This window comes from Lentzea sp. NPDC054927, assembly GCF_053610285.1.
Genome location: NZ_JBSGXZ010000003.1, coordinates 86,504 through 113,065, shown reverse-complemented (window position 1 = coordinate 113,065; position 26,562 = coordinate 86,504). Strand labels below are relative to the sequence as shown.

The following is a 26,562-nucleotide window of genomic DNA, read 5'->3' as shown; positions in this document are numbered from 1 at the left end:
GGGCCTAGACTTGCGATCATGACGAAGCACCGGTGGGCCGCCGAGGACCTTCCCGACCTGACCGGTCGCACTGTCGTGGTCACCGGTGCGGCCAGCGGGGTGGGCCGCGGCACGGCGACCGCCTTCGCCGCGGCAGGGGCGCGCACGGTGCTCGCGGTGCGCGACGTCGCCGCCGGTGAACGCACCGCGGCCGCCATGTCCGGCCACACCGAGGTCCGTGAACTGGACCTGGCGAACCTGGCGTCGGTGCGCGCGTTCGCCGAGGGCTGGCAGGGTGAACTCGACGTCCTGGTCAACAACGCCGGGGTGGCGATGACCCCGTTCGGTCGCACGGCGGACGGATTCGAGCTGCAGTTCGGCACCAACCACCTCGGCCACTTCGCGCTGACCAACCTGCTGCTGCCCTCGATCACCGGCCGCGTGGTGACGGTGGCCTCCGGCGCGCACAAGTCGGGCGTGCTCGATCTCGACGACCTCGACTTCGCCCGCTCCGGCTACACCCCGGTGAAGGGCTACGGCCGGTCGAAGCTGGCAAACCTGCTGTTCACCCTGGAACTGGACCGGCGCTGCCGCGAGGCAGGGTCGTCCGTGCGCGCGCTGTCCGCGCACCCCGGCTACACGGCGTCGAACCTGGGTACCAAGGGCCGCAACCGGCACCTGGTCAAGATCGTGCACCTGGCCGGGCGGTACCTCGCGCAGACCGAGGCGCAGGGCGCGCTGCCGTCGTTGTACGCGGCGACCCAGGACCTGCCGGGCGCCAGCTACGTCGGCCCGGACGGACGGTTCGAGCTGCACGGCCACCCCGCGCTGGTCGGCCGGTCGGCGGCGGCCAGCGACCCGGCGCTGGCACGGCGGCTGTGGGAGGCGTCGGAGCGGCTCACCGGCGTGACCTTCCCGCTGACCGCGAAGCCCTGAGCGATCAGTCCGTCGACGCGATGGCGTCCTTGACGGCTTGCGCGTCGCGGTCGAGAAGCGACCTCTCGCGTTGCGGCGCGTTGATCCCCTCGCAGCCCATGTTTGAACGTCGCAGGGCTCGTGCCATGTCATGACCTGCTGACCAGACGTGAGCGCTCGTGGCTGCATCGAGGTCTTCGAGGCCGACCACGTGCTCGCGTGGCACGACGAGGAGATGGCCGGGCGTGACGGGGTTCAGGTCCATGAAGACTACAACGGTCTCGTGGTCCCAGGGCGATCGCGCACCGATCAGGTTTTCCTGCCGCGCCCGTCTGTACGTGTGAGATCGACTCACAGGAGGCTGGCACCATGCGAAAACTGATCTTCGGCATGAACGCGACCCTGGACGGCTACATCGCCGCGACCGGCGCCGACATCGGCTGGAGCGGGCCGCCGAGCGACGAGCTGTTCCAGTGGTGGCTCGACCACGAGCGGGCGAACGATCTGTTGCTGTACGGACGCAAGCTGTGGGCGATGATGAGCTCCTACTGGCCGACCGGCGACCAGCAGCCCGACGTGACGCCGGCGCGGGCCGAGTTCGCGCGGAACTGGCGGGACACGCCGAAAGTGGTGTTCTCCTCGACGATCGACGAGGTCGACTGGAACACCCGCCTGGTCACCGGGGACGCGGTCGCCGAGATCACCCGGCTCAAGGCCGGGGACGGCGGCCCGATGGGCATCGCCGGAGCCACGCTCGCCGGGGCTGCCATGCGGGCCGGGCTGATCGACGAGTACGCCGTTGTCACCTACCCGGTCCTGGTGGGCGGCGGCACGCCGTTCTTCACGGCGCTGGACAGCTGGGTCGACCTGAACCTCGTGGAGACGCGGACGTTTCCCGGCGGCGTGGTGCTGGCCCGGTACGAGACGAGGCGATGAGCACAGGCCCCGCCGGCAACGCCGGCGGGGCGGTGGTGATCACAGTGTCGGGGGCAGGTCCAGCCACGGTGTGCCGGCGGTGTCGAATCCGGTGAGCTCGGCGATCTTCCCGTCGACGACGTGCAGGACCGCGATGGCGAACAGCCGGTACTCCGGGTCGTCGGGGGTGCGCAGGTACAGCACGGCGGCGGGCATGCGGTTGACCGTGGTGGTGACACCGCGCCAGTCGTCGTGGCCGCGCTGGAAGAGCCCACCGGAGACCCAGCCGTTCACCGCGTCCGCAGCCGTCGTGGTCGAGGTGCCCGCCTCGGGCAGCATGGCGAAGCGCAGGTCGTCGCGCAGCAGGGACGTCAGCCCGTCGAGGTCGTTGCGCTCATGGGCGTCGATGTACGACTTCACCACGCCGCGCTCGTCGTTCGACAGCTCGTGGGTGGCGGGGCTCCGCCAGTCGAGGCGGCGGCCGCGCAGCTGCCCGCGCATCGTCACGCGCGCCCGCTGCAGTGCGCTGGTCACCGATGCGACGGTCAGCTCGAGGGCGTCGGCGGCCTTCGACGCGGGCCAGCCGAGGACGTCGCGCAGGATGAACACCGCCCGCTGCCGCGGCGGCAGGTGCTGGACGGCGACGATGAACGCCAGCTCGATCGTCTCCCGCGCCACCACCGATTCCTGCGGGTCCTCGGGCAGCATCCGGTCGGGGTACGGCTGCAGGTACAGCACCTCGGAATCGGAGTCCGGCAGCTCGGCCGGCACGGGTGTGCGGTCGTTGCGCTTCTCCAGGAAGTCGAGGCAGGCGTTCGTCGCGATCCGGTACAGCCAGGTGCGCAGCGCGGCGTTGCCCTGGAACGACTCCCGCTTGTTCCACGCTCGCAGGAACGTCTCCTGCGTCATGTCCTGGGCGTCCTCGTAGTTCGCGAGCATCCGGTAGCAGTGCACCTGCAGCTCACGCCGGTGGCGCTCCGTGATGAGCGCGAACCGCGCCGCATCGCCGGAGCGGGCGGCCGCGATGAACGTGGCGTCGTCGGCATCCAGCGGTCTGGCGTCGGTCATGGTCGTCGATCCTTCCACCGGTGCTAGGGGGCTGCCAGAACTGACGACGCGGCGGAGGATTTCTGATCGGTCAATTTCGGTTGCGCTGCCGGTTGCGGGCCTGCTCCACTGCGCGGGACCAGTCGTCAGGACGAGGAGAGGCACATGCGCGGAGCGTTCATGTTCACCCAGAAGGTATTCGTCGCCTATCTAGAGGACATGACGCTTGTCTCGCACCCTGAACTTGGGCATTCTCGCCCACGTCGACGCTGGTAAGACCAGTCTCACCGAGCGGCTGCTGCACACCGCGGGTGTCATCGACGCGCTCGGCAGCGTGGACGCCGGGAACACGCAGACCGACTCGCTCGCGCTCGAGAAGCAGCGCGGTATCACGATCAAGTCCGCCGTCGCGTCGTTCGTGGCCGGCGGCGTCGCGGTCAACCTGATCGACACGCCGGGCCACCCGGACTTCATCGCCGAGGTGGAGCGGGTGCTGGACGTGCTCGACGGCGCCGTGCTCGTGGTGTCCGCTGTGGAGGGTGTGCAGGCGCAGACCCGCGTGCTCATGCGCACGTTGCGGCGCTTGGGGATCCCGATGGTCGTGTTCGTGAACAAGATGGATCGGCGTGGCGCTGACGGAGAACGTGTGGCGCGCGAAGTCGCCGAGAAGCTGGAGACCGACGCGCCGATCTACTTCGGGTCCGCGATCACCGGTGACGGAGTGGATGAGCTGGTCGACGCCGTCACGACGTTGTTGCCGGTGACCGTCACGGCCGATGGTCCGCTGTCCGGCACGGTGTTCAAGGTCGAACGCGGCACGGCGGGGGAGAAGGTCGCGCTCGTACGGCTGTTCTCCGGGACCGTGCGTACGCGTGACCGGGTGAGAATCGGTGACAGCGAAGGCAAAGTCACCGCGATCGCGGTGTTCGAAGGCGGCTCGGCGGCGCGTCGTGACGTCGCCAGGGCGGGGCAGATCGCGAAGCTCCGCGGCCTCGACGTCCGCATCGGCGACACGATCGGTGCCGCACGCAACGACCGCGTGCACCACTTCGCGCCGCCGACGCTGGAAACCGTGGTGGAATCACGTGACCGGGTGGCTCTGCACGCCGCGCTGAAGCAGCTCGCCGAGCAGGATCCGTTGATCAACCTGCGGCTCGACGGCGACGACATCGTGGTCTCGTTGTACGGCGAGGTGCAGAGGGAGGTCATCGAGGCGACGCTCGCTCTGGAGTACGGCGTGGCCGTGACGTTCCGCGAGACGAGGACGATCCGCGTGGAACGGCTCCGGGGTGCGGGTGAGGCGGTGCGGTTCCTCGGCAAGAACCCGTACGCGGCCACCATCGGACTCCGGGTGGAGCCGGGGCCGGAGGAGTTCCGGTTGGAGGTGGAGCTGGGCTCGTTGCCGATCGCCTTCTTCCGGGCCGTCGAGGAGAGCGTGCGCGACACGTTGCGCACCGACCGGATCCACGACTGCACGGTCGTGATGACGCACTCCGGATACTCGTCGCCGGTGAGTGTGGCGGGCGACTTCCGGAGCCTGGCACCGATCGTGCTGCGAGAAGCGTTGCGTCGAGCGGGAACCGTGACGTGTGAGCCGGTGCACCGTTTCCGGCTGGAGATTCCGGAGGACGCGCTCAACGCGGTGCTCGTCGCACTGGGCAAGGTGGGCGCCGTTCCGCTGACGACCACCGCGACCGTCCTGAAAGGACAGATCCCCGCGGCGCGGGTGCATGAGCTGCAACGGCGACTGCCCTCGCTGACCCGTGGCGAGGGCGTGCTGGAAAGCGAGTTCGATCACTACGCCTAGCGCACGTCACCCCGGTCAGGGCTCGAGCTCCCGCATTGCCGACAGCTCGGCCGGTGGTGGTCCGGGATGGACGACGCCCAGCCGCTGGGTGGCTCTGGTCATGGCGACGTACAGGTCGTTGTGGCCGAGCCGCCCGGCGGTGAGGATCGCTGCCGGGTCGGCGATCAGGACCGAGTCGAACTTCAGCCCCTTGGCCTGGTCCGGGGTGAGCAGCACGATCCTGCCGGTCAGGTCCGGTGCGCTGGCGAGGGAGAGCGCGGCGGCCAGGAGCTCTATGTGTGCTCGCGGGGCGATGATCGCCAGCTGGCCGTCGGTGTGCGGGCCGGCCAGCCGGGCGATGTCGTCGGCCAAGTCGGCGTGGGTTGTGCGGACGCGCCAAGGCCGGTGTCCGGTCGAACGGATCGACCGGGGTGGCCGCATCGCGGGGTGGTGGGTGGTGATCAGGTCGGTGGTGGCGGCCATGATCTCGGCCGGGGTGCGGTAGTTGACGGTGAGCTCGGCGAGCCGCCAGCGGTCGTCCACGTGCGGCCGCAGCACGCGTTCCCACGACGAGGCGCCGGCCGGCGTCCCGGTCTGGGCGAGGTCACCGACGATCGTCATCGACCTGGTGGGACACCGGCGCATCACCATCCGCCAGTCCATTTCGGACAGTTCCTGGGCCTCGTCGACGACGACGTGCCCGAACGTCACGAGGCCGTCGCCGTCGCCGATCAGCGCGGCGGCCTCGTCCAGCAGCGGGATGTCCGTGACGCTCCAGTCGCCGGCCGGCCTGCCGAGCAGGTCCGACACCACGCGCTGCGCGGTCAGCGGCGGCCACAGGCCGTCGAGGGCGAGCTGGACGCCGGAGTCGGCGAGCAATGCGTCCCGCAGACCGGCCCGGTCGGTCTCGTCCAGCAGGGCTCTCGGACCTTCGTCCTGGCCGATCACGACACCCGCGGAGGCCAGCGCGCGCAGGTCGGCCTCGCTCAGCCGGCCGTCGGGGCTGCCGCCGTCGATCGCCTCACCGGTGTCGGTGAGCACGACCGCCTCCATGCCGTCGGCCAGGCCCTGCGCGAGGACGTCCACGATCTCCCGCTGGAAGACCAGCCTGGCCTGGTTGTGCGGCAGCCCGGTCTGCCTGGCCCTGCGCACGGCGCGGCGGCAGGCCGGCGGTTCGAGCCGCAGGACCTGCTGCTCGAACTCGACCTCGACCGGCTCGCCGGGAATCCGCACCCGCGACCGCACCGCGGCTGCCAGCCGTCCTGCCATGGCGGAACGGCCCTTGAGCACGGCGTCCTCCGGCGGATCGACCCCGCTGACACCGAAGCCGGGACAGAGGTCTTCGATGGTCGCCGTCACCACGCTGTTCTCGCCGAGGCCGGGCAGCACCTGCCCGATGTAGTCGAGAAAGATCCGGCTGGGACCGACGACCAGCACACCGCGGGCGCGCAGGTGATGATGCCGGTACAGCAGGTAGGCGACCCGGTGCAACGCGACAGCCGTCTTGCCCGTACCCGGACCGCCCTGCACGACCAGCACCCCGCGGTGCTCGTCCCGGATGATCCGGTCCTGCTCGGCCTGCAGGGTCGTCACGATGTCGGGCATCCGCCCGGTTCGGCCGGCGGTCACCGCGGCCAGCAACGCGGCCTCTCCTGTGAGGCTGTCGTCCTCGGGGTTGTCCAAATCCAGCAGTTCGTCGTTCAACGCGACGACGGTCCGGCCGCGCGTGGTGATCCGCCGCCGTCGCCGGACGCCTCGGGGAACGGCCGCGGTCGCCGCGTAGAACGCCTGGGCCGCCGGCGCACGCCAGTCCACCAGCAGCGGTTCGTCGTCCTCGTCCCGGAACAGCCCCAACCGGCCCAGGTAGATCCGCCGACCGTCACGCATGTCCAGTCGCCCGAAGCACAGTCCCTGCTCCGCAGCGTCCAGACGGGTCACCTCCGCCTGCCACACGGCCACCGCGTCCCGGTCCCCGCCGACCGCCAGGCGCGCTGCCGCCTGTGCACGCATGGCGTCCACACGGGCGTACAGGGCCGTCAGGTATCCCTGCTCGTTTGCGATTTCTCCGCTGGCCAAATCTCTGCGCTCCCCCTGCGGATCGGCGATCCGAGGTACCGAGGGTGCGCGACGAACTCAGCGAAGAACAGTCTTGTTCTTCCGGATGGCCTCAGCCGAGTGTCGGCGGCCCGCGCGTGCCCGACGAGGCCGCGCTCGCCCGCCGGCCCTTACGCGGTCGTGACGCGGCGTCCTGGCATCGACACCAGTCCGCGTCCGGTGGTCAGGGGCAGGTCGAGCGCGGTGAGCAGGCCGGGTGGTGCGTCGACCACCGCGGGAACGGCGTTGACCAGACGCATGGCGGTGGACGCCACGCCCGCGGTGTTGTGGTCGCCGTCGCCGCCGGTCAGTCGCAGGTCCAGCACGTAGTTGGGTTCGCCGGTGATCTCCACGCGGTAGCAGCCGGTGCCGACCGGCTGTGGCCAGTCGGGCGCGAGGTCCGGACGCAGTCTGGTGACGTGTTCGAGGACGAGCACCGGTTGGTCCGCGATCATGCCGCTGACGGTGAACCGCAGTGCCGCCATGGTGCCTTCGGCGATCGTGCGGCCCGCGGCAGTGAAGGGGGCCGGTGCCGGGTACCGCTCGTGGTGTTCGACGACCGAATCCAGCGGGACGTCCAGGGCGGCGGCCAGTTGCCGGACCACGCTGCCCCAGGCGAGCGAGAGCACGCCGGGTTGCAGCAGCAGCGGAGTGTGGTCGAGCGGCGTGCCGAAGCCCATGATGTCGAACAGCACCAACGGGTTGTCGTAGGTCGAGTAGTCCGTGATCTCCGAGCAGCGGATGAGGTCGATGCGCTGACAGGTGCCGGACAACAGCAGGGGCAGCCAGTCGTTGGCCCAGCCGGGGTCGATTCCGTTGACCCACAGCGAACTTCCGCCCTCGGCGGCGGCCTGGCGAATCGGCTCGATCAGCTCGGGTGGCACGGTGCCCTCCGGATAGGACAGGAACACCGGGCCACTGGCCACCACGTTGATGCCTGCCCGCAGCAGCAGGCACAGGTCGTCGATCGCCTCGGTCAACCGGTTGTCGGCCATCGCCGTGTAGACCACGCAGTCCGGCTTCGTCGCGATCAGCGCGGCGGCGTCCGTGGTCGCCCGGATTCCGAGCGGGTCCACCCCGGCCAGTTCCCCGGCATCGCGGCCGTCCTTGGCCGGATCGGACACCCACACGCCCGCCAGTTCCAGAGCGGGGTGGTCGATGATGCCGCGCAACGCCCACCTGCCGACGTTGCCGGTGCTCCACTGCACCACGCGCATCCGAGCCTCCTCAGAGATCAGGCAGGTTGAAGTCGAGGTTGGGCGCGCCGATCCCGCCGTCGACGCGCAGCACTGATCCCGTGGTGTAGCCGGAGGCACGTGACGCCAGGAACAGCACCGCGGCCGCGACCTCGTCGGGGTGTCCCAGCCGGCGCAGCGGCGTCGCCTGTTCCATCGAGGTCCTGATCTTCTCGTCGCGGGCGACCACGTCCAGCGCCGAGGTGTGGACCGAGCCCACGTCGATCGCGTTCACCCTGATCCGCGGCGCGAGGTCCGTGGCGGCCAGGCGCGTGTAGTGGGTCAGGGCCGCCTTCGCGGTGCCGTAGGCGAGGAACCCGCGACCGGCGAGCCGGCCCATGACGGAGGCGATGTTGACCACCGACCCGCCACCTCCGTCGAGCATGAGCGGGACGGCCGCACCGGTCAGCGCGTGCGCGGTGGTGACGTTGAAGTGGAAAGCGTCTTCCAGGAAGTCCGGCGTCGTCGTCAGGAACGTGTTCGGCATGGTGCCGCCCACGTTGTTCACCACCACGTCCAGCCGCCCGAACCGCTCGGCTGCCGTGTGCGCCAGCGCGGCCACGGCGTCCACATCGGACAGATCGGCCGGCACGACGACTGCCCGCCGCCCCAGTGCCTCGATCTTGCCCGCGACCTCTGCCAACTGCTCCGCGGTGCGCGCGCTGATCACCACGTCCGCGCCGGCCTCTGCCAGCGCCACCGCCGATGCCGCACCGATGCCGCGGCCCGCGCCGGTCACCACAGCTACCGCGCCGGGCAACCTGAACATGTCCGTCACCACCCGGCCCACTCTTAAGCTCTGGTGCTTAAAAGTCAAGACACGCGTGTTAACGTGGTGCCGTGGCCAGCGCGGACGCCAGGGAACGGATCATCGTCGCCGCCGAGCGGTTGATCGCCGAGCACGGCCCCGAGGTGCCGTTGCGCGACATCGCGACGGCCGCGGGCCAGCGCAACAACTCGGCGGTCCAGTACCACTTCGGCTCGAGGGACGGGCTGATCGACGCCGTCGCCGAGCACCGCATCGCCGACCTGGAGCAGCATCGCCTCGAACTGCTCGCCGAGAGCGAGGCGGCAGGCGTCGCGCAGGACGTCCGCGCTCTGGTCTCGGCGCTGGTGGTGCCGATGCTGACCGTCCCCTACGAACACGGCGCCACCCACTACGCGCGGTTTCTCGAACAGGTCCGCACTCACTCCGCGCTGGCCGCGGACACCAACCTCGACCGAGCAGGACGGGCCGCGGTCCGGCTGATCATCATTCGCCTCGACCGCGCGCTGCGGGACCTGCCGTCCGCGGTCAGGCGCCGCCGGCTGCGCGTCCTGCCCACCGTGCTGTTCGCCCTGCTCGCCGACCGCGAGCGGGCCGTGTGCGCGGGCGACCTGCCGCCGGACGACCCGCACTCGGCCGCCGAGCTGGTCGACCTGATCGTCGGCATGCTCACCGCCACGGTGTCCACCGCCGCGTCACGGTAGTGCGGGCGCCGGTCACGCGGAACCGGCCGCTCCGAAGGCGCGGGCCGCGAGCGCGCGCAGCTCGACGCGGCGGACTTTGCCGGTGGCGTTGCGCGGCAACGTGTCGACGAACCGCAGGTGCTTGGGCACCTTGTAGCGGGCGAGGCCGGCCTCGAGGTGCTTGTGCAGCGCGTCCTCGTCGAGGTCGGCGCGGGTGACGACGTAGGCGACGCCGACCTCGCCCCAGCGTTCGTCGGCCACACCGACGACGGCACAGGACTCGACCTCGTCGAGCTCGGCGATGACGGCCTCCACCTCGGCGGGGTAGACGTTCTCCCCACCGGAGATGATCAGGTCCTTGACCCGGTCGACGACGTGGGTCCAGCCGTCGTCGACGCGGACCACGTCGCCGCTGCGGAACCACTCGCCTTCGACGAAGCTGTCGCGGGACTCCCGCGGCCGGTCCCAGTAGCCGGCGAACACGTTCGGGCCGCGGACGAGCAGCTCGGCGGGCTCCGCGCCGAGCGGCGTGACGCGGTCGTCCTCGCCGAGCGCGGCGATGTCGGTGAAGAAATGTGGCACACCAGCGGAAACCGGGTGTTCCAGCGTGCCGTCGTGGGTGGCCATCGACACGCCGGGGGAGGCCTCGGTCATGCCGTAGCCCTGCAACAGCCGGACACCGCGGTCGAGCCAGGCTCGGGCGACACGTTCCATCACCGGTGATCCGCCGTAGAGCACACAGGTCAGCGAGCTGAGGTCGGTCGTGTCCCAGGACGGGTCCTGGCACAGCATCTGCAACATCGTGGGCACCGCGGAAAAGCCGGTGATGCCCGCCTGCTCGATGCGCGCGAGGATCGCGCCCGGATCGAACTTCGCGACCGGTTCGACACTGCCGCCCTTGAACAACGTCGGCAGGGTGATCTGGCCGAGGCCGACGCAGTGGAACAACGGCGCGACGCACAGCGCCCGGTCGGTGCTCAGCACGTCGAAGTGGGCGAGCTGGTTGACGGTGTTCCAGGTCAGGTTGCCGTGCGTGAGCACCGCCGCCTTCGGTTTCCCGGTCGTGCCCGAGGTGTAGAGCAGCAGGCACGGGTCGTCCAACGTCACCCCGGCCGCGGGCGGCTCACCCGCGGCCGGGATCTCCTGGTCGAAGTCCGAGGTCCGGAGCACGCGCGGCAGCGGACCGGCCGCCGCGACCAGCTCGTCGGCGTCCGCGCTGTGCACCAGCAGGGACGCGCCGCTGTCGGCGAGCATGTAGCCGATCTCCCGGCCGGACAGGCGGTGGTTGAGCGGTACGAAGATCGCACCGCACAGCGTGGTCGCGAACAACGTCTCGAACACGGTGATGTCGTTGACCCCGAGGTAGGCGACCCGGTCGCCGCGGCGCACGCCGAGCCCGGTGAGCACGGCCGCCAGCCGTTCGACCCGGTGTGCGAGCTCGGCGTAGGTCAGGGACCGGCCGGCCTGCACGAGCGCCGTGCGGTGCGGGGAAATGCGTGCCCGTCGCGCCGGCCAGCTGCCGAGGCCGGTGTTGGCGGGCCCGATGATCGACGAGCTCACGGTCGTCACCTCAAGCCAGTCGCAGCACGGGTTTGATCGTCACGCCGGCCAGCACGTCGTCGACGGCCTGCTGGATCTCCTCGAACGCGTAGTGGGTGACCAGCCGGTCGATCGGCAACCTGCCGGCGGCGACGAGGTCGACGAGCGCGGGGATCAGCGACTGCGTCTCGGCGTCGCCCATGGTGAGCCCGACGACGCGGCGGCCGGGCAGCATGAAGTTCACGTCGACGGGCACCTCGGTGCCGAACGGGGGCGCGCCGACGATCACCGCGGTGCCGCGGCTCGCGAGTGCGGAGATCGCCGTGCGCAGCACACCGGCGTTGCCGGTCGTCTCCACGACGCCGTCGACACCGCGGCCGGAGGTGAGCTTCGCGATCGCGTCGCCGAGGTCCTGATGCGTGGTGTCGACGGTGTCGGTGGCGCCGAGTTCGGTGGCCAGCGCCAGCCGATGCGGCACGCGATCGGCCGCGATGATCCGGGTCGTCGGGGTGAGCAGGGCCGCCATGATCGCGGACAGCCCGACCGCACCGGCTCCGGTGACGAGCAGGGTGGCGCCGGGGCGCGGGGCGAGCACGTTCCAGACCGCGCCCACGCCGGTCATGATCCCGCAGCCCAGCGGGGCGAGCAGGTCGAGCGGTGCGTCGGCGGGGACCTTGACCAGACTGCGCTCGTCGACGACGGCGTGGTGGGCGAAGCTCGACTGGCCGAAGAAGTGACCGCCGAGCGGGACGCCGTCGCGGGAGATCGGCGACGTCCCGTCGGCTCGTTCGCCGCCGATCAGGTTCGACGGCAGCCAGGTGTCGCAGTAGGCGGGGTGGCCGTCGCGGCAGTGCGGGCAGCGGCCGCACGAGCTGTAGCTCAGCAGCACCTGATCGCCGGCGGCGACCTTCGTGACCGAGGAGCCGACGTCCTCGACGATCCCGGCGCCCTAGTGGCCGAGCACACCCGGCAGCGGGAACGGCAGGTGGCCGGCGGCGACGCCGAGGTCGGTGTGGCAGACACCCGCGGCGACCACGCGGACGCGGACCTCGTCCGGTCGCAGGTCGTCCAGCGTCACCTCGGAGAGCGCGAACCCGGAACCGGCGGACTCGACGACGGCCGCCGTCGTTGTTGTGGGCATGGGGTTTCTCCTGCTGGGATCAGGGTGAGGGGATCGTTCTGCGGGATCAGGCGAGCGGAACGGTGACGGCCGGAGAGTCAGGCCAGGGAGATCACGACGGACTTGGTGCGCGTGTAGGAGGCGAGTGCCTCCGGGCCGTACTCACGGCCGTAGCCGGAGTCCTTGACGCCACCGAACGGGATCGCCGGATCGAGCATCGCCCAGTCGTTGACCCAGACGATGCCCGCCTGCAGCCGGGCCGCCACCCGGTGCGCACGGGCGAGGTTCTCGGTCTGCAGCCCGGCGGCGAGGCCGTAGGACGTGCCGTTGGCCATGGCGACCGCCTCGTCCTCGCTGCCGAACCGCTGCACGGTCAGCACCGGGCCGAAGATCTCCTCCTGCACGACGGGGGAGTGGTCGGGCAGGTCCGCGATCACCGTCGGCTCGAAGAAGAAGCCGTCCCGGTCCACGCGCCGCCCGCCGGTGACGATCCGGCCGCCGTCGGCCTTCGCCTGTGCGACATAGCGTTCCACTTTGGACAGATGACGTTCGCCTGCCATCGGGCCGATCACGGTCGCCGGGTCGAACGGGTCGCCGAGCGGGACGTGCGGCACGGCGTCGGCGAGCGCTCCCAGAACGGTGTCGTACAACGACGACGCGACGAGGAGACGGGGTCCGCCCATGCAGAACTGGCCAGTGTTGAACACGAACCCCTTGATCGCCGCGCCGATCGCCTTCTCGAGGTCGGCGTCCTCGAAGACGATGTGCGCCGCGTTGCCGCCCAGCTCCATCGTCATCGGCTTGAGCTGCGCGCCCGCCACGCTCGCCGCGTGCCTGCCGACCGCGGTGGACCCGGTGAACGCCACCTTGTCCACGCCGGGGTGGCGCACCAGGTGGTCGCCGATGTCCGCGCCGAACCCGGTGACCACGTTGACGACACCCGCGGGCACGCCGGCCTCGGTGAGGATCTCGGCCATCAGCAACGCGCTGAGCGGCGTGTCCTCCGCGGGCTTGTGCACCACCGTGTTGCCGGCCGCGAGCGCGGGCGCGATCTTCGAACTCGACAGGATCAGCGGGAAGTTGAACGGGGTGATCGCCGCGACCACCCCGATCGGTTCGCGGCGGGTGTAGGCGTGCGACGGGATCGGGATCTGCCGCGTCGCCCCGTCGATGCCCTGCGCCAGCGCCGCGTAGTACTCGTACTGCTCGGCGGTCGTCTCCACGTCGACCGGGCGGCACAACGAGACCGGCTTGCCGACGTCGAGGCTCTCCGTCGCGACGAGCTCGTCCGCCCTGGCCCGCACGACGTCGGCGACGCGGTGCAGGATCCGGGCGCGGTGTCTGCCGGGTGTCGCCGCCCAGCCGTCGAACGCGGCGCGTGCGGCGGCGACCGCGTCGTCCACGTCCGCTGTTCCGGCTCTGGCGACGGACGTCACGACGGACCCCGTGGAAGGGTCGACGACGTCGATCCGGCCGCCATCCGCGGACTCCTGCCACCGACCCCCGATGAACAACCTGCCAGGCGTGACGTCGGGGCGGCGCAGCATTGCGGCCGGCCGGTCGTCCAGTGTGGTCATGGTGGATTTGCCTTTCTGTGACAGGCTTCGGAGGAGAGGCAAGATCGAGTCGGGGAAGGTGAGGCGCTTGCGACCGTCGCTGATGTACGAGGTCAAGCAGGTGGAGCTCGCGGTGCGGGCACTCATGGACGAGGTGCTGCGCCCCGCCGGCGTGACGACCCTGCAGTACACCGCGCTGACGGTGCTGGCCGGCCGCGACGGCCTCACGTCAGCGGAACTGGCGCGCAACTCGTTCGTGACCGCGCAGACGATGACCGACATGGTCGCCGCACTGGAGCGGCGTGAGCTGATCGTCCGGGAGCAGGACCCCGCGCACGGCAGGAGGTTGCTGATCAGCCTCACGGCCAAGGGCAGGGCGTTCCTGGACGAGCACGCCGCCGAGGTCGCGGCGATCGAGGAACGGATGGTGAGCAGGCTCAGCAAGAACGAGCGAACCGCGCTGCACGACCTGCTCAACCGGTGCCGCGCCGCTCTCGCAGGCTCCTAGTGACCACGCATGGTTCAGCTCCTCGTCGAGCGGCGGTATCAGGGTCTCGAATATCAGGAATCCTGATATAGGGAGGATGCGCCTGCTTTGTTGAACTGTCAAGAAGTTCTTGGGTCTACCTCAGAGGTCCAGCACCAGGCGGGGTGACCGGGACCGGGACACGCAGATCATCATCGCGTCGCCCACCGCCCGTTCCTCGTCGGTGAGCACGGAGTCGCGGTGATCGGGTGTCCCGGCGAGCACGGTCGTCTCACAGGTGCCGCAGGTGCCTTCCTGACAGGACGACAGCACGGACACGCCCGCTCGTTCGACGACCTCGAGCACGGACTGCCCGGCCGGCACCCGCAGCACGGCACCGGTCCGCGACAGCTCGATCTCGAAGTCGTGCCGGGGCCCTTGTGCCGCACCGGTTTTCGGTGCGAATCGTTCGAGGTGGAGTGCGCCTTCCCGCCAGTCCGCACAATGCCGCTCGGCGGCGGTCAGCAGGCCTTCCGGGCCGCAGCAGTAGACGGCGGTGCCCTCGTCCGGCTGGCCGAGCACCGCCCGCAGGTCCAGCAGGCCGTGCTCGTCCTCCGGCCGGATCTCAACGTGGCCGAGGTGCTCGAGCTCGTCGCGGAACGCCATGGAGGACCGCGTTCTGCCGCCGTAGAGCAACCGCCAGTCGTGACCCGTCGCCTCGACCTGGGCGATCATCGGCAGGATCGGGGTGATGCCGATGCCACCAGCGATGAACAGGTAGCGCTTCGCCTCGACGAGCTCGAAGTGGTTGCGCGGCCCGCGCACCTCGATTTGCTGTCCCACGGCGAGAACGTCGTGCACGTGCCGTGAACCGCCGCGGCCGTCCGGTTCACGCAGGACGGCGACCTGCATGATCGAGGTGTCGTTCGGGTCGCCGCACAGCGAGTACTGGCGCACCAGGTCGTCGGCGAGTACGAGGTCGACGTGGGCGCCGGGTGTCCAGCCCGGCAGCGGGTCGCCGTCCGGGTGCCGCAGCGTCAGGAGCACCACGCCGTCGGCGATCAGTTCCTTGTTGTCCAGCAAGAGTTTCATGACGTGTGCCCCACGGGGTGATCGAGCAGCCACTCCCACAGCTCGACGGGATCTTCGAACTCGCGCTCGGCGGAGCAGTGGCACACCGCGCGGAGCCGGTCCGTGCCCAGCACCCAGTGGATGCGGAACACGCGGTCGCCGGTGAGCGCGTTCATGCCTTCTCGCACAGGCGCTTGAGCATCCGCCGTGCGGCGAGCCCGCCGGTGTCGATGTTGATCGACAGCTCCTGGTAGCCCTCCGGCTCGTTCGCGATGACCTGCTCCAGCACGTTCAACGCCACGACGTCCTGCATGACGACGGTGCGGTTGTTCTCGGCGAGGAACGCGGAGACCTCCTCGTCCCCGAGTGCGAAATCCCTGGCTACGCACCAGAAGTCGTGCGTCGAGGTCTCGGTCTCCGGTGTGATCGCGTACACGACCTCGACGTGGAACGCGTCCGGGTCGGTGCCGTCCGGGTTGGGCGCGGAGCCGACCGGCGCGATGCGACTGTGCAGTTTGTACAGGCACGGTGGCGTGTACTCGATGTCCTGCCAGCGCGCGATCCTGCCCTGCAGGCCGGTGGACTTGGCGTAGAACGGCGGGCATTCCGCGTCGTCCATGTGCCGGGAGACGTAGACGATGCCGGCGTCCTCGTCGACCTCGGTCGTGATCGGGGTGGAGGCGACCTCCGGTGTGCCGATGTAACCGCCGTGCAGGTATGTCTCGTGCGAGAGGTCCAACAGGTTGTCGACGAGCAGCTCGTACCGGGCGTTCAACGGTTCCATGCCGGCGACGGTCGTGTAGTCCGGCGAGACGAGCCACGGCGCACGCGGGATCCGCGAGGCGTCGGCGTTCGCCGGATCGCCGATGAAGACCCACACGAACGAGTCCTGCTCGACGACGGGGTAGGGGAGAAGCCGTGCGGTGCGCGGGATGCGGGTCTGGCCGGGCACGGCGACGCACTTGCCGCCGGCGTCGTAGGTGAACCCGTGGTACCCGCAGACCACCTGGTCGTCGACGAGCCGGGAAGGCTTCTGCGACAACGGGAAACGGCGGTGCACGCAGCGGTCCGGCATGGCCGTCACCGCGCCGTCGCGGGTGCGCCAGAACAGGATCGGCTCGCCGCAGATGGTGCGGTTGAACAGATCGTGCTCGATCTCGGAACCGTAAGCCGCGACGTACCACTGGTCGCGCGGGAAGCCGGTCATCGACGCTCCTCATCCGTGGTGGGAAACCACAGAGTGGCCCAGGCCACAGCCCGTGCCGTAGAGCACTTTCCGGAAAATGGAAGTCGATCCTAATTCGACAGTGCGCGGGAGATCGCCTGGGCGCTGGTGCGCACGAGCCGCGCCAGTGCGTGCGCAGTGGTGCTGCCGTGCCGCACGACCAGCGACACCGCGGCGACGACCTCGCCCTGCCGGTCGTGGATCGGTGCGCCGACCGACAGGGCGTCCATCGTGACCTGGCGGTCGCTGATCGAGAAGCCGTTCGACCGGACGTCGGCGAGCATCCGCCGCAACTGCGCCGGATCGGTGACGGTCTTCTCGGTATACCGGGCGATCGGTCCGTTGAGCACCTCCTCCTGCACCTCGGCGGGGGCGTGCGCGAGCAGGACCAGGCCGACACCGGTGGCGGTGAGCGCGAACCGGTCGCCGACGCGGGTGAGCACCGGCACCGCGCCGGAACTCGCGATCCGTTCGACGAAGACGAGCTCCGTGCCCTCCCTGACGGCGAGCTGCACGTTCTCCCTGGTGATCCGGGAGAGGTCTTCGAGGAACGGCAACGCGGCGTCGCGCAGCCCCGGACCGCGCGGCGCGAGCGAGCCGAGCTCCCACAGCCGCAGCCCGATCCGGTACAGCCCGTCCGCGCCTCGTTCGACGGCGCCCCACGCGCAGAGCTCCTGCATCAGCCGGTGCGCGGTGGACAACGGCATGTCCGCACGCCGGGCGAGATCGCTCAACGTCAGCTCGCGGCGTTCGGCGTCGAACGCGTCGAGGAGCCGCAACGCGCGGCCGATCACCGGCCCGGTGGGGCCCGCGGGCCTGCCCCTTCTCGACGTGGTCATTCCGCCATCTTCCCCCGGAACCGTCCAGGTCCACTTCGGACGAGCTGCGCCTCCTCACCCGCTGGTTGCGGTCTCCATCGGCTCTTGACGGGCTGAACCACCGAACTGCATACTCGCTTAACCTCAAGTTAATCGATTAAACAAGACGGAGACACAAGGAGGGGTGCCGCGATGGTCCGCGTCCGGATGGCAGATGTGGCGGCCCGTGCCGGTGTCTCCACGGCGACGGTGTCGATGGTCCTCAACGGGGTGAACTCGACGCGCATCTCGCCGCAGACTCAGCAGCGCGTGCGGGAAGCGGCTGAGGCTGTCGGCTACAAGCCGAACTCCGTGGCCCGCAGTCTGCGGACGCAGCAGACCCGCATGGTCGGCCTTGTCTCGGACACCATCGCGAGCACGCCGTTCGCCGGGCGGATGCTGGCCGGGGCGAACGATGTCGCTCGTGAGCAGGGTCATCTGGTGGTTCTCGTCGACACCGACCACGACGCCGAGGCTGAGCGCCAGGCTTTGCAGGCGCTGAACGGTCAGCAGGTCGACGCGATCATCTACGCGTGCATGTGGCATCGCGTGGTCGAGGTGCCGGCGGGTCTGCCTGAGGACGCCGTCCTGCTCGACTGCGTTCCCGCGGCGGGTGGTCGTGCCGCGGTCGTGCCGGACGAGCGAGCAGGCGGGGTGGCCGCGGTGCGCGAGCTGGTGGCGGCCGGGCATCGCCGGATCGCCTTCCTGGACGCCGAGGAACGGTTCGGCCTGGTCGCCTCGCGGCTGCGGTACGAGGGCTACCTCGAGGTTCTGGCCGAAGCCGGGATCGAGCCGGACCCGGCCTTGCACGTTCGCGCGGAACCGGTGGCGGGCGGTGGGCGAGAAGCAGCCCGGCGTCTGCTGGACCTTCCCGCCGGGCAACGGCCGACCGCGATGTTCTGCTTCAACGACCGCATGGCGATGGGTGCCTATGCGGCCGTGCACCACCGTGGACTTTCGGTTCCCGGCGATCTGTCGATCATCGGCTATGACGACCAGCAGCTGGTCGCGGCCGAACTCGACCCGCCGCTGACGACGGTCGCGCTCCCGCACTACGAGATGGGCCGGTGGGCGATGGAGGTGGCTCTCGGGTTGCTCCAAGCGGACCCGGCAGTCCCGCATCTCATGCCGTGCCCGCTCATCCGGCGGGCCTCGGTGGGCCCGCCGCCGGCGCAGTTCAGCGACTGACGGCCGACGGCGGATCTCACTTCTGCACTGCGAATCACATGGCAGTTGGCGCTGCCATCCGACCCGGAGGCGACGGCTGGTCGCGCTCCAGAGCAGAGAAAGAGACTCACGGTGAAGCGCAAGTCCCTCTCCACCATAGTAGCGGCAGGTGTGTCCGCGGTGCTCGCGCTGAGCGGGTGCGCTCGCGCGGGCCACGACTCCTCGTCCGGCGGTCCTGGTGAGATCACGATGTGGACCCACTCGGCGGGCAATCCGGGCGAACTGGCGGTGTACCAGCAGATCATCTCCGAGTTCAACGCGTCGCAGACCCAGTACAAGATCGTCCAGCAGAACTTCCCGCAGGGCTCCTACAACGAGGCGATCACCGCGGCCGCGACGGCGCGCAAGCTGCCCTGCCTGCTGGACATGGACGGCCCGGTGATGCCGAACTGGGCCTGGGCGGGCTATCTGCAGCCGCTGGGGCTGCCGGACGACCTGATCAGCTCCCTGTTGCCCACCACCGTCGGCCGCTACAAGGACACCGTCTACTCGGCGGGCTACTGGGACGCGGCGCTGTCGATCTTCGCCAGGAAGTCGGTGCTGGACAAGAACAACATCAGGATCCCGACCGTCGACATGCCGTGGACGCTCGACGAGTTCACTGCGGCCGTCACCACGCTGAAGGCGGCCGGGTACGGCACGCCGCTCGATCTGGGCGCCGCGGACAAGGGCGAGTGGTGGTCGTACGCGTACTCGCCGATGCTGCAGAGCGCCGGCGGTGACCTGATCAACCGCGGCACCATGAAGACCGCGGACGGCGCGCTGAACGGTCCGGACGCGGTGAAGTTCTTCACCTGGTTCCAGCAGGCGTTCAAGAACGGCTGGGCGGACAACGCGGGGCCCGTCGGCAACCAGCGCTTCATCGACGACAAGGTGGCCCTGAGCTACACCGGTGTGTGGAACGCCAAGGACGCACTCGCCGGCGTCGGCGACGACCTGCTGATCCTGCCGCCGGTGGACTTCGGCAAGGGCCCGAAGATCGGCGGTGGATCCTGGCAGTGGGGCATCTCGGCCGGCTGCCAGAACGCGGAGGGTGCTCGCGCGTACCTGAAGTTCAGCTTCCAGGACAAGTACCTCACCGCGTTCGCCGACAGCCAGGTGGTCATCCCGAGCACAGCGGCCGCCGCGAAGGCGTCGAAGTACTTCAGCGACACCGCGGCGCTGCACCAGTTCGCGGTGCTGTCGCAGAAGTTCGCCCTGGCCCGCCCGGCCACTCCCGGCTACCCGGTGATCTCCTCGACCTTCGAGAAGGCGGCGAAGGACATCATGAGCGGCGCCGAGGTGAAGTCCACTTTGGACACGGCGGTGAAGGCGATCGACACGGATATCGCGTCGCAGAACGGTTACGGCTTCTAGGTCGTCACTCCCGCCGGGCGGCAGCGCCCGGCGGGCTGAGAGGGAAGGTGCCTCCCATGACGGCGATCTCCTCGCCGGACTCCCGCGCCGTGAGCGCGGTCCCGAGATCGGTCGCCCGGCGCGGGATCCGCGGCGACCTGCGCTCCGAACGCCGCGCCGGCTGGGCGATGGCGGCCCCGGCGGTGCTGTTGCTGCTGGCGTTCCTGATCGTCCCGGTGATCCTCGGGTTCGCCCTGTCGTTCACCAACACCAGGCTGATCTCGCCGGAACCGACCAGTTTCACCGGATTCGACAACTTCGTCCGGGCCTTCACGGCCGATCCCACGTTCTTCCACTCGCTGCTGAACACGGTCGCCTTCGCCGCCGTCGTGGTTCCGGTGCAGGCCGGGCTCGGGCTGGTCCTCGCCGTCCTGGTGAATCAGAAGATCCGCGGCGCGGTGGCGTTCAGGGTCATCTTCTTCATCCCGGTGGTGACCTCGATCGTCGTGGTCTCGATCCTGTGGAAGTTCCTGTACCAGCCGGACGGGCTGATCAACTCCTTCATCGACACGATCACCTTCGGCGCCTGGCAGGGCATGGCGTGGCTGAACAACCCGAGCACCGCCCTCACCGCGATCATCGTGCTGTCCATCTGGCAGGCCGTCGGCTTCCACATGCTGATCTGGCTGTCCGGGCTGCAGACCATTCCCGGGGAGCTGTACGAGGCCGCGCGGATCGACGGCGCGGGGACCTGGCGGCAGTTCCGCGACGTGACGTGGCCGTGTCTGCGTCCGACCAGGGTGTTCGTGCTGATCACCATCACGATCGCCGCGCTCGGACTGTTCGTGCAGATCGACGTGATGACCCAGGGCGGGCCGGTGGACTCCACCTCGACGCTGGTCTACCACGCCGTCCGCATGGGCTATCGCCAGCAGCAGATCGGCTACGGATCGGCGCTGTCGCTGGTGTTCTTCGTGCTGGTGCTGATCGTCGCGTTGGTCCAGCGCTACCTGACCCGAGACAAGGACTGAGCCATGGCATCGCACACGGGCGAGCGCTCGCTGCGCCGCCGCCGGCGGCTCTGGATCTACCTGGCGATGGCCGGACTCGCCGTCTTCTTCCTGTTCCCGCTGGTGTTCATGTTCGTGTCCAGTCTCAAGCCCGACGGCCAGATCCTGTCCGACGTCGGCGGCTGGCGTGCGTTCCTTCCGGTCGGCGACATCAGCTTCCGCAACTACCTCGGTGTGTTCGACCGGGTTCCGGTCGGCCGGTTCCTGCTCAACTCGTTGTTCGTCACCACGGTCGTCGTGGTCGCGGGACTCGTGATCAACTCCATGGCGGGGTTCGCGATCTCCCGGATGCGCTGGACCGGCCGCGGGGTGGTGCTGAGCATCATCATCGCCACGCTGATCGTGCCGTTCGAGACGATCGCCGTGCCGATGGTCTACTGGGTCTCGCAGCTGCCGACCCTGCTGGTCCAGAACGGGCAGCTCGTCTACGACTTCGGCTGGCTGGACACCTACGAGGTGCAGATCATCCCGTTCATCGCCAACGGGTTCTCGGTCTTCCTGTTCGCCCAGTACTTCTCGACCATCCCGGCCGCGATCGACGAGGCGGCGCGGATCGACGGCGCCGGCTGGTTCACCATCTACCGGAAGATCGCCGTGCCGTTGTCGGGGCCGGCGTTCGCGACGGTCGCGATCCTCACCTTCCTGCCGGCCTGGAACCAGTACCTGTGGCCGAGCATGGTCGTGCAGGACGAGAACCTGCGGCCGGTCATGGTCGGCATGCAGTACTTCTTCCAGGACACCACCGCGTGGGGCGAGATCATGGCCTACACGTCGATGATCACGCTGCCGGTGCTCGTGGTGTTCCTCGCCTTCCAACGTGCTTTCGTCAGCAGCGTCGCCGCGAGCGGCGTGAAGGGCTGACGCGCGATCTCGTTCTCTCACACGACTTCTGAAAGGCTGTGGATGTTCGCGCTGCCCGAGTCCTGGGTCTGGGACTTCTGGTTCGCCGACGACGGCGAGCACTACCACCTGTTCTTCCTCTACGCCTCCAAGGCTTTGCGCGATCCGGACGCCCGCCACTACCGCGCCTCGATCGGTCACGCGGTGTCGACCGACCTGACGAACTGGACCCGGATCGAGGACGCGCTGGTCCGCGCTGACACCCCGGCGTTCGACGACCTGGCCACCTGGACGGGTTCGGTGGTGCGCCACCCGGATGGCACGTGGTTCCTGTTCTACACCGGCTCCACATCCGCTCCGGAAGGCAGGAACGTGCAGCGGATCGGCTGCGCGACGTCAGCGGATCTCGTGACCTGGCACCGTGTTCCGGAGAACCCGGTGCTGGCCGCTGATCCACGCTGGTACGAGACGCTCAACGCCGGCCTGTGGCACGACGAGGCGTTCCGCGACCCGTGGGTGTTCGCCGACCCGGACGGCGACGGCTGGCACATGCTCATCACCGCGCGCGCCGCCTCCGGCGAACCGTTCGAACGTGGCGTGGTCGGCCACGCGGTCTCGGAGGACCTGCGGCGCTGGGAGTTGCGCCCGCCGCTGACCGTTCCCGAGCCGCGGGGCTTCGGCCAACTGGAGGTCATGCAGGTCGAGGTGGTGGACGGCAGGCCGGTTCTGTTGTTCTCCTGCCTGGCCGAGCACGCCTCGCCCGACCGCAGGGCGACCGGGACGACCGGGGGAATCTGGGCCGCCCCTGCCGACGGCCTGCTCGGGCCGTTCGACATCGCGGCCGCAGAACCCGTCACCGACGACCGCTGCTACAGCGGGCGCCTGATCCGCCGCCGGTCCGACGACCGGTGGGTGCTGATCGCTTTCCACAACCGCGGCGAGCACGGCTTCGCCGGTGTCATCAGCGATCCCATGCCGGTGGCGTGGGACGGCAAACGCCTCAGCGTCATCGAATCCTAGAGATCTGGAGGTCGAATGAGCTCAACGACGAGCGGACTTCGCCTGCTGCGGATCGCCTTCGCCGCCGCACTCGTGCTGGCGACCGCGGCCGTGGGCCTGCCGAGTCCCGGTAGCGCCACCCCGGCGCAGGCCGCGGCCACATATCGCGCGCAGTACCACTTCACCGTGCCCGACCGCTGGAAGAACGATCCTCAGCGGCCGGTGTACCTCAACGGGAAATACAACTACTACTACCTCTACAACGCCGACTACCCGACCGAGGTCGGGACCGCCTGGCGGCTGGCGACGACCTCCGACGGGGTCGCCTTCGCGGATCAGGGCATCGCCGCGCCGAAGAAGACGAACGCGAACCACGACCTGTGGTCCGGATCCGCGGTCGTGGACACCGCGAACACCGCCGGTTTCGGCGCGGGTGCGGTGATCCAGCTCGTCACGCAGATGGATCACCCGACCCCTGCGCAGATCGCGAACGGCTCCGGGCCGCAGGCGCAGTTCCTGTGGTACTCGATCGACGGTGGCCGGACCTTCCGGCCGCACGGCGACACACCGGTGATCCCGAACGGCGGCCGCGGCGCCTTCCGCGACCCGAAGGTGGTCTGGGACGCCGAACGCGGACGGTGGGTCGCGGTGATCACCGAAGGAGACCGGATCGGGTTCTTCACGTCACCGGACCTCAAGACGTGGACCCGGCGATCGGAGTTCGCGAGCACCTACGGCACGCTCGAATGCCCGGACCTGTTCCAGATCCGCGCCGACGACGGCACCACGCACTGGGTCCTGGGCGTGAGCGCCAACGGCCGGGCGGCAGGGAAGCCGGAGACCTACGCGTACTGGACCGGCTCGTTCGACGGGAGTGCGTTCACCGCGGACTCGCCTGCGCCGCAGTGGCTGGACCACGGCTTCGACTGGTACGCCGGCGTCACCTGGGAGGACCAGTCCGCGCCGCTGGACCGGCGGTTCGCAATGGCCTGGATGAACAACTGGGCGTACGCGGACACCACGCCGACGAGAGCTTCCGACGGCTTCAACGGAACCGACTCGATCGTCCGGCAGATCACGCTGAAGCGCTATGCGGACGGGTATTCCCTCGCCTCTCAACCGACTTCGGCCCTGGCCTCGCACGCCGCGTCCGTGACGAACCTCGGCACCATCGAGGTCAACGACGGCCTGGTGCCGCTGGCGTACCACGGCACGGCGTACCAGCTGGAAACGGACGTCAGCTGGACCGAGCTGGACAACATCGGGCTGCAGCTGCGGGTGTCGGCCGACGGCACCCGGCACGCGGATGCCGGGATCTACCACGACTACAGCTACCTGAACCGGCGGCAGACCGGGCAGCCGGATCCTGGCGGGCCGCGGGGTGAGAGCAGCGCTCCGTGGAATCCGGCGAAGACCACCGCGCACCTGCGGATCCTGGTCGACCGGACCTCCATCGAGGTGTTCGTCGACGACGGCCGGTACGTGCACTCGAGCCAGGTGTTCGCCGATCCCTCGGACACCGGCATCAACCTCTATGCCACCGGCGGTAGTGCCACCTTCTCCAACACGACGATCACCGAGTTCAACGACCTGAACCAGCGCCCGGCCACAGTCCTCTCGGGGTTCGAAGGCTCCTCCTACGACCCCGGCTGGACCACCACCGGCAGCTTCACCGGCACCGGACCGCTGCCCTGGCACCTGCCGGGCATGGTCGGCAACGCGACGCTGGATACCTTCGCCGGCGGCGGCGACCCGGCCACCGGCACGATCACCTCACCGGCGTTCACCCTGGACCGCAAGCACCTGCACTTCCTGATCGCCGGCGGAAACCATCCGCACGGCTCGCCAGGGGAGACCACGATCAACTTGATCGTGAACGGCCAGGTGGTGCGAACGGCCACCGGGGACGACACGGGAGTGCTCAAACCACTCGACTGGGACGTCAGCGACCTGCAGGGGCAGAGCGCCCAGGTGCGGGTGATCGACCAGGCCACCGGCGCGTGGGGCCACCTCATGGTCGACCACCTGCTGCTGAGCGACTGAGCGGACAGACGGAGGCGAGGGCGGCGCGCCCGTCCTCGCCACTGTGCTCAGATCAGGTCCTTCCAGAACTCGACGGTGGTTTGGGGGTTCCAGGACGGGTCTCGGGCGGCGCTGACTGCTCGACCTCGGCGAGGTGACCGAGCACGGCGGCCAGGTAGTCCACCGGTTCCTCAGCACCACGAGTCAGCACCACGGCACGCCCGTCCTCTTCGAACGTCACCACTGCTCCGGGCCCCGGGTCCGGCCCGAGCCGATAGCCGCTTTCATCACCCAGTGCCGCCGCGAAATCGTCCCAGTCCTCGTGCTGGAACCCCTTGAGCCGGTTGACCCGCCGGATCTGGCGAGCCTTGTCCGCCGGCGGTGTGAAGACGAACAGCCTGCGGTGCGCCCCCAGCTCCCTGATCACCTGGAACTCGTACTGCAGCTCCGGCCAGTCACCCGGCGCCATGACCACGCACCGGGCCCCGGCGACCAGGTCGGCGAACTGCTCGCGCCACGAGTCGTCGGTGGCGTAGTGGCGGTCGAGCCCGTCGGGCGGGAGGTAGTCGCGCGGGTTGCCCAGGCCGTACCCGCGGCCGAGCCCATCAGCGATCGCCGGTGCGAAGTAGTCGTCGAACGGCATCGGCTCCGCGCGGCGGCTGAAGATCTTCCTGAGCTCCGGCCGGGCGCGCGTCTCCTCCTCGCCGCGTCGCCGGAAGCCGAACTGGCGGCGTTCGTTGCCGAAACCACGGATCCACACCACGGCCGGGCGCGGGTCGACCGGTGGCAGCGCGTCGATGCGGTCCGCTCGCCGTGCCGCGGAGTGGCACAGGGCCGAGAGCATCGCCATCGGCAGCAGCAACTGGATGCCGACCGTCGCGGGTTTGCCGTTCAGCAGCAGCGCCGCCATCACCAGCGGCGGTGTCACGGCCGCCAGGTTGCCCACTACCCGGAACGGAGTTCGTGGTCGCTGTCGTCTGCCGGACCGGACGAGCCGTGCGGGCAGCAGGTGCACGGCCAGAGCGAGCCCGCCCAACGCCGCCCCAACGCCGAGCATCATGGCGAGAACGACGAACGCGTCGTAAGCAGGACGGACCAGCACGGCGCCGAGGAACGCCCCGCCCAGCAGACCGACCAAGACGCTGATCATGAGGATCGCGGGCGTGACAGGGCCGGTGTAGCCCTTTGCCTGCGCCCGTCGCCACACCCGCATGAAGGTCGCGATCGCCAGGTAGGTCAACACCGCCGTCACGGCCACCGCTGCCGCGACGGCGAGCAGCGCGAGCACCACGCGGACCGCCACCGGCGTCTCCCCGACGTGAACCTCGACCTGTCCCAGCACGCGCGACTCCACCATCAGCGCACCGCCCCTCCCCGTGGCCGTGGACGAGTCCTGTTCTATGCCCGCCGCGCCCTCGCTCGGCACCGCTGAACAGAGGATTCGCCGAACGTGGCGTGGCCGGGAGGAATCGGGTCGTCAGGCTGTCCGTGCCCGACGATCCCCTCGCCGGAGCGGTCGACGGCTACCCGCGCCACGGCGACGATCCACTGAGGACACTCGCGTGACGGAGTTCAAGTTCAGGTCCACAAAGGACTTATGCGGCATGTTCGCGACGTGTCACGTGCCCGTGTTGCGGTATTGCCGGGCACACGCCGCCGGATGAGGTGTACCATTGCCGCCATCGGGGCCTGACTTCGTCAAATCTTCCCGAACCCCCTAGCGCCGTGCGGCTGCTGCAGCACCATTCACCGCGAGCACGCACAGGACGCAAAGAAAGTCGGAGCCCATGCAATCCCAGTACGTTTCCCGTGACG

The 26,562-nt window shown here is 69.5% G+C and carries 24 protein-coding genes and 1 pseudogene; 11 read left to right on the top strand and 14 right to left on the bottom strand.

The window, feature by feature from the left end; genetic code table 11:
- Nucleotides 1–18: 18 nt before the first annotated feature.
- Complete coding sequence (locus ACWGE0_RS06870; RefSeq protein ID WP_452259967.1) at nt 19–915, top strand: oxidoreductase; 897 nt, start codon at nt 19–21, stop codon at nt 913–915.
- A gap of 4 nt (nt 916–919) precedes the next feature.
- On the opposite strand, the gene ACWGE0_RS06865 is transcribed toward ACWGE0_RS06870, so the two are convergent.
- A complete protein-coding gene (locus ACWGE0_RS06865) occupies nt 920–1,249 on the bottom strand; it encodes an HIT family protein (RefSeq protein WP_452259966.1) in 330 nt (109 codons plus the stop codon).
- A gap of 14 nt (nt 1,250–1,263) precedes the next feature.
- On the opposite strand from ACWGE0_RS06865, the gene ACWGE0_RS06860 reads away from it, so the two are divergent.
- On the top strand, nt 1,264–1,830 hold the full coding sequence (locus ACWGE0_RS06860) for a dihydrofolate reductase family protein (protein WP_452259965.1): 567 nt from the start codon (nt 1,264–1,266) through the stop codon (nt 1,828–1,830).
- A 39-nt stretch (nt 1,831–1,869) separates the two neighbouring features.
- On the opposite strand, the gene ACWGE0_RS06855 is transcribed toward ACWGE0_RS06860, so the two are convergent.
- Nucleotides 1,870–2,877 (bottom strand): RNA polymerase subunit sigma-70, encoded by a 1,008-nt coding sequence (locus ACWGE0_RS06855; RefSeq protein WP_452259964.1) that lies wholly within the window; start codon nt 2,875–2,877, stop codon nt 1,870–1,872.
- Nucleotides 2,878–3,082: 205 nt separating this feature from the next.
- On the opposite strand from ACWGE0_RS06855, the gene ACWGE0_RS06850 reads away from it, so the two are divergent.
- Nucleotides 3,083–4,663, top strand: coding sequence for a GTP-binding protein (locus ACWGE0_RS06850; RefSeq protein ID WP_452259963.1), 1,581 nt, complete (start codon nt 3,083–3,085; stop codon nt 4,661–4,663).
- Nucleotides 4,664–4,678: 15 nt separating this feature from the next.
- Here ACWGE0_RS06850 and ACWGE0_RS06845 read toward each other — a convergent pair whose 3' ends face one another.
- The 3 genes from ACWGE0_RS06845 to ACWGE0_RS06835 form a co-directional block, all read right to left on the bottom strand.
- A complete protein-coding gene (locus tag ACWGE0_RS06845; RefSeq protein ID WP_452260218.1) occupies nt 4,679–6,652 on the bottom strand; it encodes a HelD family protein in 1,974 nt (657 codons plus the stop codon).
- 215 nt (nt 6,653–6,867) lie between these two features.
- The gene (locus ACWGE0_RS06840) at nt 6,868–7,953 is read right to left on the bottom strand and encodes an NAD(P)H-dependent amine dehydrogenase family protein (protein ID WP_452259962.1); all 1,086 of its coding nucleotides are present in this window, start codon (nt 7,951–7,953) and stop codon (nt 6,868–6,870) included.
- Nucleotides 7,954–7,963: 10 nt separating this feature from the next.
- The gene (locus ACWGE0_RS06835) at nt 7,964–8,752 is read right to left on the bottom strand and encodes an SDR family oxidoreductase (RefSeq protein ID WP_452259961.1); all 789 of its coding nucleotides are present in this window, start codon (nt 8,750–8,752) and stop codon (nt 7,964–7,966) included.
- 59 nt (nt 8,753–8,811) lie between these two features.
- Between ACWGE0_RS06835 and ACWGE0_RS06830 the strand changes: the two genes are divergently transcribed.
- Complete coding sequence (locus ACWGE0_RS06830; protein WP_452259960.1) at nt 8,812–9,441, top strand: TetR family transcriptional regulator; 630 nt, start codon at nt 8,812–8,814, stop codon at nt 9,439–9,441.
- A 12-nt stretch (nt 9,442–9,453) separates the two neighbouring features.
- On the opposite strand, the gene ACWGE0_RS06825 is transcribed toward ACWGE0_RS06830, so the two are convergent.
- The 4 genes and pseudogenes from ACWGE0_RS06825 to ACWGE0_RS06810 form a co-directional block, all read right to left on the bottom strand.
- The gene (locus tag ACWGE0_RS06825; RefSeq protein ID WP_452259959.1) at nt 9,454–10,980 is read right to left on the bottom strand and encodes an acyl-CoA synthetase; all 1,527 of its coding nucleotides are present in this window, start codon (nt 10,978–10,980) and stop codon (nt 9,454–9,456) included.
- 10 nt (nt 10,981–10,990) lie between these two features.
- Nucleotides 10,991–11,581 (bottom strand): zinc-binding dehydrogenase, encoded by a 591-nt coding sequence (locus ACWGE0_RS06820; protein WP_452260217.1) that lies wholly within the window; start codon nt 11,579–11,581, stop codon nt 10,991–10,993.
- A 57-nt stretch (nt 11,582–11,638) separates the two neighbouring features.
- A pseudogene (locus ACWGE0_RS06815) lies at nt 11,639–12,100 on the bottom strand (alcohol dehydrogenase catalytic domain-containing protein); the annotation flags it as partial.
- Between the two features lie 77 nt (nt 12,101–12,177).
- Complete coding sequence (locus tag ACWGE0_RS06810; RefSeq protein WP_452259958.1) at nt 12,178–13,656, bottom strand: aldehyde dehydrogenase family protein; 1,479 nt, start codon at nt 13,654–13,656, stop codon at nt 12,178–12,180.
- Between the two features lie 67 nt (nt 13,657–13,723).
- On the opposite strand from ACWGE0_RS06810, the gene ACWGE0_RS06805 reads away from it, so the two are divergent.
- Nucleotides 13,724–14,143 (top strand): MarR family winged helix-turn-helix transcriptional regulator, encoded by a 420-nt coding sequence (locus tag ACWGE0_RS06805; protein WP_452259957.1) that lies wholly within the window; start codon nt 13,724–13,726, stop codon nt 14,141–14,143.
- 120 nt (nt 14,144–14,263) lie between these two features.
- Here ACWGE0_RS06805 and ACWGE0_RS06800 read toward each other — a convergent pair whose 3' ends face one another.
- The 4 genes from ACWGE0_RS06800 to ACWGE0_RS06785 all read right to left on the bottom strand — a co-directional run bounded on the left by ACWGE0_RS06800 (nt 14,264) and on the right by ACWGE0_RS06785 (nt 17,236).
- Nucleotides 14,264–15,193 carry a PDR/VanB family oxidoreductase gene (locus tag ACWGE0_RS06800; protein WP_452259956.1) on the bottom strand — a complete coding sequence of 310 codons (930 nt, stop codon included), beginning with the start codon at nt 15,191–15,193 and terminating at the stop codon, nt 14,264–14,266.
- A complete protein-coding gene (locus tag ACWGE0_RS06795; RefSeq protein ID WP_452259955.1) occupies nt 15,190–15,348 on the bottom strand; it encodes a hypothetical protein in 159 nt (52 codons plus the stop codon). Before ACWGE0_RS06795 ends, ACWGE0_RS06800 begins: the two co-directional genes overlap by 4 nt.
- Nucleotides 15,345–16,379: a Rieske 2Fe-2S domain-containing protein gene (locus tag ACWGE0_RS06790; protein WP_452259954.1), complete on the bottom strand. Its 1,035-nt coding sequence runs from the start codon at nt 16,377–16,379 to the stop codon at nt 15,345–15,347. The genes ACWGE0_RS06795 and ACWGE0_RS06790 overlap by 4 nt, the downstream gene beginning before the upstream one ends.
- A gap of 89 nt (nt 16,380–16,468) precedes the next feature.
- Complete coding sequence (locus tag ACWGE0_RS06785; RefSeq protein WP_452259953.1) at nt 16,469–17,236, bottom strand: IclR family transcriptional regulator; 768 nt, start codon at nt 17,234–17,236, stop codon at nt 16,469–16,471.
- Nucleotides 17,237–17,407: 171 nt separating this feature from the next.
- Between ACWGE0_RS06785 and ACWGE0_RS06780 the strand changes: the two genes are divergently transcribed.
- The 6 genes from ACWGE0_RS06780 (at nt 17,408) to ACWGE0_RS06755 (ending at nt 24,768) form a co-directional block, all read left to right on the top strand.
- Nucleotides 17,408–18,442 (top strand): LacI family DNA-binding transcriptional regulator, encoded by a 1,035-nt coding sequence (locus tag ACWGE0_RS06780; RefSeq protein WP_452259952.1) that lies wholly within the window; start codon nt 17,408–17,410, stop codon nt 18,440–18,442.
- A 111-nt stretch (nt 18,443–18,553) separates the two neighbouring features.
- Nucleotides 18,554–19,837, top strand: a complete 1,284-nt coding sequence (locus ACWGE0_RS06775; RefSeq protein ID WP_452259951.1) for a sugar ABC transporter substrate-binding protein — start codon at nt 18,554–18,556, stop codon at nt 19,835–19,837.
- A 56-nt stretch (nt 19,838–19,893) separates the two neighbouring features.
- Nucleotides 19,894–20,847 (top strand): carbohydrate ABC transporter permease, encoded by a 954-nt coding sequence (locus ACWGE0_RS06770; protein ID WP_452259950.1) that lies wholly within the window; start codon nt 19,894–19,896, stop codon nt 20,845–20,847.
- A gap of 3 nt (nt 20,848–20,850) precedes the next feature.
- The gene (locus ACWGE0_RS06765) at nt 20,851–21,747 is read left to right on the top strand and encodes a carbohydrate ABC transporter permease (protein WP_452259949.1); all 897 of its coding nucleotides are present in this window, start codon (nt 20,851–20,853) and stop codon (nt 21,745–21,747) included.
- Between the two features lie 42 nt (nt 21,748–21,789).
- Nucleotides 21,790–22,746 (top strand): glycosyl hydrolase family 32, encoded by a 957-nt coding sequence (locus ACWGE0_RS06760; RefSeq protein ID WP_452259948.1) that lies wholly within the window; start codon nt 21,790–21,792, stop codon nt 22,744–22,746.
- 15 nt (nt 22,747–22,761) lie between these two features.
- The gene (locus ACWGE0_RS06755) at nt 22,762–24,768 is read left to right on the top strand and encodes a glycoside hydrolase family 32 protein (protein WP_452259947.1); all 2,007 of its coding nucleotides are present in this window, start codon (nt 22,762–22,764) and stop codon (nt 24,766–24,768) included.
- Between the two features lie 52 nt (nt 24,769–24,820).
- On the opposite strand, the gene ACWGE0_RS06750 is transcribed toward ACWGE0_RS06755, so the two are convergent.
- The gene (locus tag ACWGE0_RS06750; protein ID WP_452259946.1) at nt 24,821–26,104 is read right to left on the bottom strand and encodes a hypothetical protein; all 1,284 of its coding nucleotides are present in this window, start codon (nt 26,102–26,104) and stop codon (nt 24,821–24,823) included.
- Nucleotides 26,105–26,562: the final 458 nt, after the last annotated feature.

Coding starts and splice junctions, on each gene's coding strand:
- ACWGE0_RS06840 (WP_452259962.1), bottom strand. CDS start 7,953: ATGCGCGTGGTGCAGTGGAGCACCGGCAACGTCGGCAGGTGGGCGTTG.
- ACWGE0_RS06845 (WP_452260218.1), bottom strand. CDS start 6,652: ATGCGTGCACAGGCGGCAGCGCGCCTGGCGGTCGGCGGGGACCGGGAC.
- ACWGE0_RS06800 (WP_452259956.1), bottom strand. CDS start 15,193: ATGAAACTCTTGCTGGACAACAAGGAACTGATCGCCGACGGCGTGGTG.
- ACWGE0_RS06765 (WP_452259949.1), top strand. CDS start 20,851: ATGGCATCGCACACGGGCGAGCGCTCGCTGCGCCGCCGCCGGCGGCTC.
- ACWGE0_RS06870 (WP_452259967.1), top strand. CDS start 19: ATGACGAAGCACCGGTGGGCCGCCGAGGACCTTCCCGACCTGACCGGT.
- ACWGE0_RS06810 (WP_452259958.1), bottom strand. CDS start 13,656: ATGACCACACTGGACGACCGGCCGGCCGCAATGCTGCGCCGCCCCGAC.
- ACWGE0_RS06755 (WP_452259947.1), top strand. CDS start 22,762: ATGAGCTCAACGACGAGCGGACTTCGCCTGCTGCGGATCGCCTTCGCC.
- ACWGE0_RS06770 (WP_452259950.1), top strand. CDS start 19,894: ATGACGGCGATCTCCTCGCCGGACTCCCGCGCCGTGAGCGCGGTCCCG.
- ACWGE0_RS06855 (WP_452259964.1), bottom strand. CDS start 2,877: ATGACCGACGCCAGACCGCTGGATGCCGACGACGCCACGTTCATCGCG.
- ACWGE0_RS06780 (WP_452259952.1), top strand. CDS start 17,408: ATGGTCCGCGTCCGGATGGCAGATGTGGCGGCCCGTGCCGGTGTCTCC.
- ACWGE0_RS06785 (WP_452259953.1), bottom strand. CDS start 17,236: ATGACCACGTCGAGAAGGGGCAGGCCCGCGGGCCCCACCGGGCCGGTG.
- ACWGE0_RS06750 (WP_452259946.1), bottom strand. CDS start 26,104: ATGGTGGAGTCGCGCGTGCTGGGACAGGTCGAGGTTCACGTCGGGGAG.
- ACWGE0_RS06795 (WP_452259955.1), bottom strand. CDS start 15,348: ATGAACGCGCTCACCGGCGACCGCGTGTTCCGCATCCACTGGGTGCTG.
- ACWGE0_RS06760 (WP_452259948.1), top strand. CDS start 21,790: ATGTTCGCGCTGCCCGAGTCCTGGGTCTGGGACTTCTGGTTCGCCGAC.
- ACWGE0_RS06820 (WP_452260217.1), bottom strand. CDS start 11,581: ATGACCGGCGTGGGCGCGGTCTGGAACGTGCTCGCCCCGCGCCCCGGC.
- ACWGE0_RS06860 (WP_452259965.1), top strand. CDS start 1,264: ATGCGAAAACTGATCTTCGGCATGAACGCGACCCTGGACGGCTACATC.
- ACWGE0_RS06790 (WP_452259954.1), bottom strand. CDS start 16,379: ATGACCGGCTTCCCGCGCGACCAGTGGTACGTCGCGGCTTACGGTTCC.